General features: G+C 69.8%; 9 protein-coding genes and 3 pseudogenes. 5 read left to right on the forward strand and 7 right to left on the reverse strand.

The annotated features are described in order from the left end of the window. Nucleotides 1-194, forward strand: a pseudogene (locus BO39_RS33375) (IS6 family transposase); the annotation flags it as partial. A 365-nt stretch (nt 195-559) separates the two neighbouring features. Here the strand turns inward: BO39_RS33375 and BO39_RS28435 are convergent. The 4 genes from BO39_RS28435 to BO39_RS28450 are packed head-to-tail and all read right to left on the reverse strand — an operon-like array spanning nt 560 to nt 4,615. After that, nucleotides 560-952, reverse strand: a complete 393-nt coding sequence (locus tag BO39_RS28435; protein WP_156964106.1) for a 4'-phosphopantetheinyl transferase family protein — start codon at nt 950-952, stop codon at nt 560-562. 41 nt (nt 953-993) lie between these two features. Continuing rightward, on the reverse strand, nt 994-1,767 hold the full coding sequence (gene fhuF, locus BO39_RS28440; RefSeq protein WP_052402992.1) for a siderophore-iron reductase FhuF: 774 nt from the start codon (nt 1,765-1,767) through the stop codon (nt 994-996). Beyond that, nucleotides 1,764-3,752, reverse strand: a complete 1,989-nt coding sequence (fhuB, locus tag BO39_RS28445; RefSeq protein WP_043840119.1) for a Fe(3+)-hydroxamate ABC transporter permease FhuB — start codon at nt 3,750-3,752, stop codon at nt 1,764-1,766. The genes fhuF and fhuB overlap by 4 nt, the downstream gene beginning before the upstream one ends. Continuing rightward, complete coding sequence (locus tag BO39_RS28450; protein WP_043840121.1) at nt 3,749-4,615, reverse strand: ABC transporter substrate-binding protein; 867 nt, start codon at nt 4,613-4,615, stop codon at nt 3,749-3,751. The genes fhuB and BO39_RS28450 overlap by 4 nt, the downstream gene beginning before the upstream one ends. Nucleotides 4,616-4,753: 138 nt before the next feature. Here BO39_RS28450 and BO39_RS28455 point away from each other — a divergent pair, with 138 nt between their 5' ends. Next, a complete protein-coding gene (locus BO39_RS28455; protein WP_052402993.1) occupies nt 4,754-5,569 on the forward strand; it encodes an ATP-binding cassette domain-containing protein in 816 nt (271 codons plus the stop codon). A 12-nt stretch (nt 5,570-5,581) separates the two neighbouring features. Here BO39_RS28455 and BO39_RS33840 read toward each other — a convergent pair whose 3' ends face one another. Next, entirely contained in the window at nt 5,582-5,830 is a 249-nt protein-coding gene (locus BO39_RS33840) for a hypothetical protein (protein WP_043840125.1), read from the reverse strand. Further along, a complete protein-coding gene (locus BO39_RS34770; RefSeq protein WP_052402995.1) occupies nt 5,800-6,051 on the reverse strand; it encodes a hypothetical protein in 252 nt (83 codons plus the stop codon). Before BO39_RS34770 ends, BO39_RS33840 begins: the two co-directional genes overlap by 31 nt. On the opposite strand from BO39_RS34770, the pseudogene BO39_RS35530 reads away from it, so the two are divergent. From BO39_RS35530 to BO39_RS28470, 3 genes and pseudogenes are all read left to right on the forward strand, one after another. After that, nucleotides 5,966-6,217, forward strand: a pseudogene (locus tag BO39_RS35530) (ATP-binding cassette domain-containing protein); the annotation flags it as partial. The gene BO39_RS34770 and the pseudogene BO39_RS35530 overlap by 86 nt on opposite strands. A gap of 112 nt (nt 6,218-6,329) precedes the next feature. Then, nucleotides 6,330-6,605: a hypothetical protein gene (locus BO39_RS34780; protein ID WP_052402996.1), complete on the forward strand. Its 276-nt coding sequence runs from the start codon at nt 6,330-6,332 to the stop codon at nt 6,603-6,605. Between the two features lie 87 nt (nt 6,606-6,692). Beyond that, on the forward strand, nt 6,693-8,849 hold the full coding sequence (locus BO39_RS28470) for a TonB-dependent siderophore receptor (RefSeq protein ID WP_169742892.1): 2,157 nt from the start codon (nt 6,693-6,695) through the stop codon (nt 8,847-8,849). A gap of 171 nt (nt 8,850-9,020) precedes the next feature. Here BO39_RS28470 and BO39_RS33380 read toward each other — a convergent pair. Beyond that, a pseudogene (locus tag BO39_RS33380) lies at nt 9,021-9,214 on the reverse strand (IS6 family transposase); the annotation flags it as partial.

Below are 9,214 nucleotides of genomic sequence, written 5' to 3' on the forward strand. Positions count from 1 at the left end.
CCCGACGGCGAGAGCGGCAGATGCAGCGGCTCAAGTCGCCCGAGCAGGCTCAGCGGTTCTTGTCAGCCCACAGCATGATCTACGGGCATTTCCGTTCTCGCCGGCACCTGATGGCCGCCGGCGAGTACCGACGCGCCCGCACCAAGACCTTCCAGATCTGGCAGCAGGAGACCTGCGTCCAGGCGGCTTCCTGATCCTGCCGAATCCTCGATCCACGCGGCTAAACTTGCTTCCTGGCCAAACAACTTGCCAATGCCGGCAGAGTGGACCCACTCGTGATGGAAGCGCGTCCTCGGCGGCGATCTGCGGGCGCGAGGCCTCGAAGCACAGCGGGATGAGGCCGCCATCATCGCCGGCGTCCTGAACCGCATGGCCGAACTTGGCCTGCCTCGCGCGCAGCGCGTTGCCTGATCGGCACCTTCGAGGACCACGCGCGCCCTCACGACTGTTCGTGCACCAGAGCCAGGGATAGCCGTGGAGGGTCGAGATGAAACTCCATATCTCGAAAGGGCATTAGGATCCCGAGGCCGATGGCTTTCGTGCTGCTTTCCTTGAGAGTTCAGAAATCGAGGAAGGATCGATCTGGCGCTTTGCTCTGCCTCAAATGGCTCAGTTCGTTGTCCGTAAGGCATTCCTCGGCCATCGTCCTCGCGTCATCGCCACGGCCCAAGTGCTCGGCGTCAATCCCGACGCGGCACGTCCAGGAGAGGGCGCAGGCGACCAGGCCTGCCGTGTGCGTCAGGTTGAAACCCGGCACCGGCCCGTCGCGGGCGAGATAAGGCCGGCCCTCCGGCGAACGCGCCAGCGGCGCATCGGCCAAGCCGTGCCGTCCCAGAACGAAGCTGAGCAGGGCATGCGTCAGAATGACGTCGCGGCGATCCCCGGCCCGGTGCATCCTGTCCGCGCGTCGCCGTATGTCTGCCCCGAGGCGCCCGTGCAGGCGCTCCACCATCTCCGGCTCCATCGCGCTCGTGAGCAGGTAGAAGGCCTAGTCTACCCGTCGCATCCGTACCCGACAGGGAGCCGTAGCTTGTTCTCCGCCTTCAACGGACAGGAGCCGCAATAAGAAGGGCCTGTCAGATGCGGCAGGAAGTAGCGGAAGCAGCACAGCTTGCGGACCCGGCGCGCCTTGCCCTGCGGATCCGTCAGGTAGCGCACCGGCTCGTACAGGGGATTGGGCCGCCCGTCGGGGAACCGGCGGCGGGCCACCATGTCCCGCACCGGGTCGCCCAGGCCGGGCCGGGCCAGCGGGTGCCGGTGAATCTGCGAGGAGAACAGCTCGAAGACGTTGCCTGCGTTGTTCCAGAACACCTTGGACGAGAAGCGCGACAGGCCGCAAAGCCCTTCGATGAGCCGTTCCAGATGCGCCAGCACGGCCTGGAAGCGCGCCGGCACGCCGGTGTCGCCGAGCGGGGCCCCCTCGCCTTCGAACCAGAGCCGCAGGGGCAGCTGGTCCTCGCCCAGCTCGACATGGAAGCTGTCGAAGGCGGTCGGCAGCTCCCGGTCCTCGATGATGTTGGCGGCGACCACCGGCAACAGCAGCACGATGAAATAGTGCTTCGACCATTCCGAGGCGACCGCGCTGAAATCGTGCTGCCCGTAGCCGGCGCGTTCCGCATAGCGCCCGATAACGCCGCGCAGCGCCTCGGCCTCGGCCAGCGCCCGCCCGGGCACCGCCCCGGCCGGCGGCTCGCCACCGATCCGCGACGGCGGGAATTTCGGCAGCAGGTTGCCGTGCAGGTGTTCGAGCGAGCGGGCCGCGCTCATAGCCGCCGCAGCCCCCAGATGAAATAGGCGCCGCCGAGCAGCGAGGCGACGATGCCGGCCGGAATCTCCCAGGGGAAGAGGATCTGGCGGCCGATCCAGTCGGAGGTCACCATCAGCAGCGCGCCCGCCAGCGCGGCCCCGGCCAGTTGCTGCCCCGCGCGATGCAGGCCGAGCAGCCGTGCCAGGTGCGGGCCGAGCAGCCCGACGAAGGAGAGCGGCCCCACCACCAGCGTGGCGCAGGCCGTCAGCAGGGAGACGAGCAGCAGCAGGGCCAGGCGGGCCGCCAGGACCGGGATGCCGATCCCGCGCGCCACGGTCGCGCCGAGCGGCAGGACCTCGAGCCAGCGGACGAAGAGGCCCGCGGCGATCGTCAGGGCGATGGCGAGGCCGAGCGCCGTCACGCCGGATGCGGCATCCAGGTAGTAGGTCGAGCCCGCCAGCCAGGCCAGCGCCTCCTGCCCGCGCGGGTCTCCGCGGGCCAGCAGGGTGGCTTGCACCGCGCCGAACAGGGCGTTCACGGCCACCCCGGTCAGCAGGACCCGCTCCGGCGCGAAGCCCGTGCGGCGGTTCAGCAGCAGCAGCGCGGCCAGCGTCGCCGCCGCGCCCGCGATGCCGATGCCGACGAGCATGCCGCCCGACGCGGCCGGCAGGAGGAAGACCGCCAGCAGCAGCGCCATGCCGCAGCCGCCGCTGATGCCCAGCACCTCCGGGCTCGCCATGGGGTTGCCGGTCAGCCGCTGGATGAGCACGCCGGCCAGGGCCAGCATCGTGCCGCCGCCCGCCGCCGCCAGCACCCGCGGCAGGCGCCATTCCAGCAGGCCGGCGCTGCCGGGGGTGAGCCAGGCCCATCCCTCCCCGCTCTGGCCGAGGGCGAGGCCGATGGCCATCATGGCGAGCAGCGCCGCGCCGAGGCCGCCGAGCAGGGCGCGCGTCGCCCCATGCCGGTGGGCGATGGCCGCATCCGCCGCGCGGGGCAGGCCGGGCCGCGGCCGCAGCCCGGCCAGCAGCCAGAGCAGGATCGGCGCCCCGAGCAGCGAGGTCATCGCCCCGGTGGTCAGGAAGATGCCGAAGCAGCCTGTCGCGTATTGCACGCCGAGATCGGTCAGCGCGAGCAGCAGCGCCCCCAGCAGCGCGGCCCAGAAGGCGCGGGCCGGCAGGGCGCGCACCCCGGCCATCCGCACGATATTGGGCGCGACGAGGCCGATGAAGCCGATCACGCCGACGCTGCTGACGATGCTGCCGGTGAGCAGCACGGCGAGGCCGAGCCCCGCGAAGCGGAGCGGCCCGAGCGGGATGCCAAGGCTTCGCGCGCCGGCATCGCCGATCTCGAGGATGGCGAGCGGGCGCAGCAGCATGGCCATGAGGATGGCGCCGATGGCGAGGCGCGGCAGCAGGTAGAGCGCCCCGCCCCAGCCGTTCTGCGCCAGCGACCCCGCGCCCCAGATGAGCTGCCCCGAGAGCGCCTCGTAGTTCGACAGCAGCAGGATGACGGCGACGGCGCCGAGCTGGAGGTTCACTACCAGCCCGGCGAGCACGGTGACGACCGGCGAGAGCTGCCGGCGCCAGGCGATGGCGAAGACCAGCAGCATGGCCAGCCCGCCGCCGGCGAAGGCGATCCATTCCCGCCCCGCCTCCAGGGCCGCCGGGGCGTACAGGGTGGCGGCCATCAGGGCGACATTCGCCCCGGGTGCCACGCCGAGGGTCATGGGCGAGGCCAGCGGGTTGCGCAGGAGCTGCTGCATCAGCGTGCCCGCGAGGGCGAGGCCGGCCCCCGCCAGCAGGCTGACCGCCAGGCGCGGCCACCAGGCGTAGTGGAGGAACAGCGCCGGCACGTCCTCCGCCGCCGGCGCCCAGAGCGCGCGCAACCCGTGCGCCACCCCGCCCGCGGCGTGCAGCGTGACGGACGCCGCCAATGCGACGAGCAGGCCGAGGATCAGGCAGAGGCGGGCGCCCTGCCCGCCGCCGGAGGGAAGCACGACGCTCATCGGGCCACCTCCAGCCGGGGCACCAGCGCATCGGCGAAGCGCCGCGAATCGTTCAGCGCGCCGAAATGGTGGAAGACGTAGGGGATGCGGACGACCTCCTCGCTCCAGCGCCGCGGCATGTAGCGCCACAGTCCCGACATCCGGTATTCCGACGCGGCGACCGGCTTCTCGATGAAGGGCGGGTCGATGACCACGAGCCGGCCCTCCAGGCCGAAGATCGACTCGATCCCCACCTGCGCGAAGCCGAAGGCGTTGGTGGGGCCCGTCCATGCGTTGCGCAGGCCGAGGCGGTCCAGCGCCGCCTGCACGAGCCCGTTCCGGCCATAGACCCGGGCGTGCCGGTCGTCCCATTGCCGGATGACGAGCAGGGGCGGCATGCCGGCGGGCACCGAGCCGCGCAGCACGGCGAAGTGGCGGTCGGTGTCGGCGACCAGGCGCTCGGCCGCGCCGGTGTCGCCGATCGCCGTGCCGACGCTGCGGGTGAAGGCCACCATCTGGCCCCAGCTGTCGAGGCCGGGGCGGTACGGCGCCGGGATGACGGTGACGGGCGCGATGCGGGCCAGGCGGGGCCGCGCGCGGTTCATCAGCGGGGTGATCAGGATGATGTCGGGCCGCAGCGAGGCCAGCAGCTCGAGATTGGGCTGGGCGCCCGAGGCCAGCGCCGTCGCGCCGTCGGGCAGGCTGGAATCGAGCCCGGCCGAGAATTGCGGCCGCGGCAGCATCGCGGCCGGCGGGCGGCCCATGGCGATCAGCGTCTCGGCGATGGTCAGGTCCAGGACGGCGATCCAGAGCCCGGTGGCGGCCTGCGCGCCTCGCCCGGGCAGCAGGGCGGCAAGGAGGGCACGGCGCGGGAGAGGCGCCATCGGAGGCTTCGCGAGGATGATCCTGTCTCCGCTGGAGGCGGCTTCGGCGGCCCGCCTCCCGTCGGGACGGGAGGGATTGTCGCCGAGGTAGTAACGGCTATCATGGCTGCGAATGACTATCAATCGCCAGGAGTCGCGATGAGCATCCGGGCGGCCGACGCCACCTCGTCCCGCAGCATCTTCGATGGCTTCACGCTGGAGGGCCCAAGCTTCAGCGTCGAAGGGCGCACCCTGCTGCATCCGCTGAGCCTGTCCCTGCCGGCGGGCAAGGTGATCGGGCTGATCGGCCATAACGGCTCGGGCAAATCCACGCTGCTGAAGCTGCTGGCGCGGCAGCAGGCGCCGACGGCCGGGACCGTCCGCTACGGCGCGCGGCCGCTCGCGGCCTGGCGGCAGCGCGACCTGGCGCGCACCATCGCCTACCTGCCGCAGCACACGGCGCCGGCGGAGGGCATGCTGGCGCGCGAGCTGGTGGCGCTGGGCCGCTATCCCTGGCACGGCATGCTCGGCCGCTTCACCGACGCGGACCGGGATAGGGTGGCGGAGGCGATGCGCCTCACCGGCATCGAGGAGTTGGCGGACCGGCAGGTGGACACGCTGTCGGGCGGCGAGCGGCAGCGGGTCTGGCTGGCCATGCTGGTGGCGCAGGATGCCGAATGCCTGCTGCTTGACGAACCCATATCGGCGCTCGACATCGCGCATCAGGTCGAGGTGCTGTCGCTGGTGCGGCGGCTCGGCCATGAATTCGGCAAGAGCGTCGTGCTGGTGCTGCACGACGTCAACATGGCTGCGCGGTACTGCGACGAGATCCTGGCGCTGAAGGGCGGCCGGCTCGTGGCGCATGGCACGCCCGCGGAGATCATGACCGAGCCCTGCCTGGAGATGATCTACGGCCTGCCCCTCGGCGTGCAGCCGCATCCGGAAACGGGCATCCCGATGAGCTACGTCCGCTGACGCGGCGGGCCCTCACGGGCAGGCCCGCGTGAGGCGGCGGAACTCCTCCGCCAGTTGCGGATGGGACAGGATGGTGCGGTGGTCGCCGTCGAGGATCCGCACCTCGCAGTCGCCGCAGACGGACCACTCCGCCATGTCCGGCGGGTTGCGGTGCGGCCTCTCGCCCAGCGTCTCCCGCGCCCACCAGACATGCAGCGGGGCTTGCAGGCGCGGCAGGGCGTAGCCGTCCATCAGCGCGTGGCAGCGCATGAACAGCCGCATCTGCAGCCATTGCAGGTCGCGCGGCCTGTCCTGGCCGAGGCGAGGTTGGCCTGGAACCAGTCGAGCGCCGCCTCGTCCCGCCGCGCCGGCGGCAGGCCGGCCAGGCGGCTTTCCAGCGCGGGCGAGCCGGGCTTCGTGGTCGGCCCCATCGACTTCACGGTCCGGCGCGGGGAACTCGTCTTCATCATCGGCGGGAACGGGTCGGGAAAGTCGACCTTCACGCGCCTCCTGACAGGGCTCTATCCACCGGCGAGCGGCACGTTCTGGCTGGACGGCACCGAGATCACCGCCGCACGACGCGCGTGGTACCGGCAGCATTTCGTCGCGATCCTGTCCGACTTCCATGTGTTCAGGCACTTCATCACGCGCAGCGGCGACGTGTCGGAGGAGGGCGAGATCGGGCGGCTGCTGCGCCGCTTCGGCATCGCCGGCAAGCTCGACGTCACGCATGGCTTGGTGAGCAGCACCGCGCTCTCAGGGCCAGCGCAAGCGCCTCGCCTTGATCGGAGCCATCCTCGAGGCTCGCCCGATCCTGCTGCTGGACAAATGGGCGGCCGACCAGGATCCGGCGTCACGCGCCGAAGTCTACAACCGTGTCCTGCCGGACATCCACGCCAGGGGCACGACGATCATCGCCATCACCCATGACGACCGGTTCTTCCACCTCGCGGATTCGATCTACCGCATGGAGGGCGGTTGCCTGACGCCGCTGGCACTTCAGGACGCGGCGGATGCGCTTCAGTCGCCTCGCGCATTGCCGTCTGAAAATGATTAGGCAAACCTTCGGTTCGCTATATTGCGAATGGCTCGCAGTCGCGATAGGCTCGGTAAGAGAACCAATCCTGCCGAGGAGATCAGGGTCATGCGCGCTGCGAAGCGGGTCCGTGAAGGCTTGTCATTGTTGGCGCTGGGCGCCGCGGCCTGGACTTCGAGCAGCTCCCCCGGCTGGACGCAGCAGGCAGCCCGCGAAGCACCGCAGCCCATCCAGATCCCGGAGGTCTCCGTGCACGGCCAGGCGCCGACCAGCGACACCGCGGGCCGCGGATATGCCGTGCCGGACAACACCACGGCGGCGCGCGTGCAGCGCGAGAACATGGAGATCCCGCAATCCATCAGGATCATCCCGCGCGATGTGCTGGTCGACCAGCAGGTCCGCACCATGGACGAAGCGCTCGCCACGGTGGGCGGTGTCAGCCAGGGCAACACCTATGGCGGCGTCTATGACAGCGTCATCCTGCGCGGCTTCACCGTGCAGGGCACCAGCAGCGGCTTCCTCCGCAACGGCGTCCGCTCCCTGCTCTCCCGCAACATCACGGCGACGACCGACCGCGTCGAGGTCCTGCGCGGCCCAAGCTCCATGCTCTATGGGCGGCTGGAGCCGGGCGGGGCGGTCAACATCATCACGCGCCAGCCCCTCGGCGTGCCACGGCAGGAGATCAGCGGACAGTTCAGCGATCGCGGCGTCCGCGACGGCTTCATCGACAGCACGGGCCCGCTCGGGTCGGTCGGCGGCGGGCAGCTCGACTACCTCTTCATCCTGGAGCGCGAGGACAGCGACTACTGGCGCGATTTCGGCCGCACGAAGCGCACCCTTGTGGCGCCCAGCATCTCCTGGCGCAGGAACGACCTCCGCCTGCAGCTCTCCTACGAGTACCAGGACATCGACGTGCCGCTCGACCGCGGGACCGCCTTCATCAACGGCCGCGCGCTGAACATCCCTCGCAGCCGGCGCCTCGGCGAGCGCTGGGAGCGCGTCACCGAGACGTCCCACTATGTGGACGGCCGGCTCGAATACGACGTGAGCAATGCGCTGACGGTGCGCGTCATGGGCGCCATGCAGTCCCGCAATTACAACGATTATCAGGCCCGCCTCACCGCTGTGAACGCGAACACGGGAGTTGCGACCCGCGTGGCGGACAGCCAGATCGACCGCGACGAGTTCAACTATTACCTGTCCTCCAGCCTGGTCGGGCGCTTCGCCACCGGCAGCCTGCGGCACGAAGTGGTCGGCGGCGTCGATTGGGAGCGGCTGACGACGAAGCGGAACCAATACTTGCAGGGGCCCGCGCAGTCGAACTTCAACGTGTACAACCCGACCTATGGCCTGCTGGACTTCTCCCGGTCGAGGACGAGCAGGGCGACGGACAACCTCATCGACAACATCAACACCGTCGGCGTGTTCGTGCAGGACCGGATCGAGCTGCTGCCCAACCTCTCGGTCACGGCCGGGCTTCGCTACGAGAGCTACCGCCAGTTCTACTCCATCGGCGTTCCGGGCACCGGCATCAGCAATTCGGACACCGCGGTGACCTACGGTGCCGGCGTGCTGTACCGGCCCATGCGGTGGCTGTCGCTCTATGCCAATTACGGCACGTCCTTCAACCCGAACTCGGTCAACACCTCGACGGTGAACCCCGCTCCGCTGCCGCCCACCGAAGGCGACGCCTATGAGGTCGGGACGAAGATCGAGCTGGGCAGCGGCTGGACGACGAATTTCGCGCTGTTCCAGACCAAGAAGCGCAACATCGCGTCGGTGGAGAACGGGATTCCGCGCACTATCGGGGAGGCGCGGTCTCGCGGCGTCGAACTGGAGGTCGCGGGCCCCGTGACATCGACGCTGAGCCTGATCGGCGCCTATGGCTATACCGACACGGAAGTCCTGAAGGATACGTCCGGCGCCGAGGGGAATTCCCTGCCGAATGCGGCAAGGAACACCGCCAGCATGTATGGCCGGTACACCCTCGACGCGGTCGGCCTGCCGAACGCCTATCTCGGCGGTGGCGTCCGCTACGTGGGCGACCGCGCCGGCGATGCGGCGGAGAGCTTCACCTTGCCCGCCTATACCGTCGGCGACATCTTTGCCGGCTATGAGCAGCCGATCGGCGAAGCCCGCCTCCGTCTCCAGTTGAACATCCGCAATGTCGGCAACACCGCCTACTTCTCGTCCGCCCAGGGCAATCTGCGCGTCCAAGTCGGCGAGCCGCTGACCGCGTTCCTGCGGGCCAGCATTGTCTTCTAGGAGACCTGTGCGCGGATGACGCATGGGGCGCGTTAGGGCCGAGTGCGACGGATTTGTTCAGCGGAACTGCAGCGATGTCAGATGGACTGCTCGGAGAACTCGCTCAGCGGCATTGGCAAGTTGTTTGACCAGAAAGCCAGTTTAGCCGCGTGGATCGAGGATTCGGCAGGATCAGGAAGCCGCCTGGACGCAGGTCTCCTGCTGCCAGATCTGGAAGGTCTTGGTGCGGGCGCGTCGGTACTCGCCGGCGGCCATCAGGTGCCGGCGAGAACGGAAATGCCCGTAGATCATGCTGTGGGCTGACAAGAACCGCTGAGCCTGCTCGGGCGACTTGAGCCGCTGCATCTGCCGCTCTCGCCGTCGGG

The sequence above is a fragment of the Roseomonas aerilata DSM 19363 genome, assembly GCF_000711725.1.
GTDB classification, from domain to species: domain Bacteria; phylum Pseudomonadota; class Alphaproteobacteria; order Acetobacterales; family Acetobacteraceae; genus Roseomonas; species Roseomonas aerilata.

Coding starts and splice junctions, on each gene's coding strand:
- fhuF (WP_052402992.1), bottom strand. CDS start 1,767: ATGAGCGCGGCCCGCTCGCTCGAACACCTGCACGGCAACCTGCTGCCG.
- BO39_RS28450 (WP_043840121.1), bottom strand. CDS start 4,615: ATGGCGCCTCTCCCGCGCCGTGCCCTCCTTGCCGCCCTGCTGCCCGGG.
- BO39_RS28435 (WP_156964106.1), bottom strand. CDS start 952: ATGGTGGAGCGCCTGCACGGGCGCCTCGGGGCAGACATACGGCGACGC.
- BO39_RS33840 (WP_043840125.1), bottom strand. CDS start 5,830: ATGCGGCTGTTCATGCGCTGCCACGCGCTGATGGACGGCTACGCCCTG.
- BO39_RS28455 (WP_052402993.1), top strand. CDS start 4,754: ATGAGCATCCGGGCGGCCGACGCCACCTCGTCCCGCAGCATCTTCGAT.
- fhuB (WP_043840119.1), bottom strand. CDS start 3,752: ATGAGCGTCGTGCTTCCCTCCGGCGGCGGGCAGGGCGCCCGCCTCTGC.
- BO39_RS28470 (WP_169742892.1), top strand. CDS start 6,693: ATGCGCGCTGCGAAGCGGGTCCGTGAAGGCTTGTCATTGTTGGCGCTG.